The organism is Methylobacterium platani (assembly GCF_001653715.1).
Classification (GTDB): Bacteria; Pseudomonadota; Alphaproteobacteria; order Rhizobiales; family Beijerinckiaceae; genus Methylobacterium; species Methylobacterium platani.
This window is the reverse complement of sequence record NZ_LWHQ01000085.1, coordinates 454-686: the sequence shown is the minus strand read 5'-3', so window position 1 is coordinate 686 and position 233 is coordinate 454. Positions and strand designations below refer to the sequence as shown.

At 83.7% G+C, this 233-nt stretch carries 1 pseudogene; it reads left to right on the top strand.

Annotated features, from left to right (window positions below):
- A pseudogene (locus A5481_RS36000) lies at positions 1-233 on the top strand (CoA transferase); the annotation flags it as partial.

The following is a 233-nucleotide window of genomic DNA, read 5'->3' as shown; positions in this document are numbered from 1 at the left end:
CGACCACGCCACCGGCTACCTGATGGCCGCGGCGACCTTGCGCGGCCTGACGCGCCGTCTCGCCGCCGGGCGGGGCGCGACGGCGCGAGCCGCCCTCGCCCGCACCGCCTGCCTTCTCGCCGCAAGCCCGCCGGGGCCGCCCGAGGACCCGCCGGCGCCGGCGTCCCGCGCCGACTACGCCGACGCGCCGGAGGAGACCGCCTGGGGGCCCGCCCTGCGCCTGCGGCCGCCCC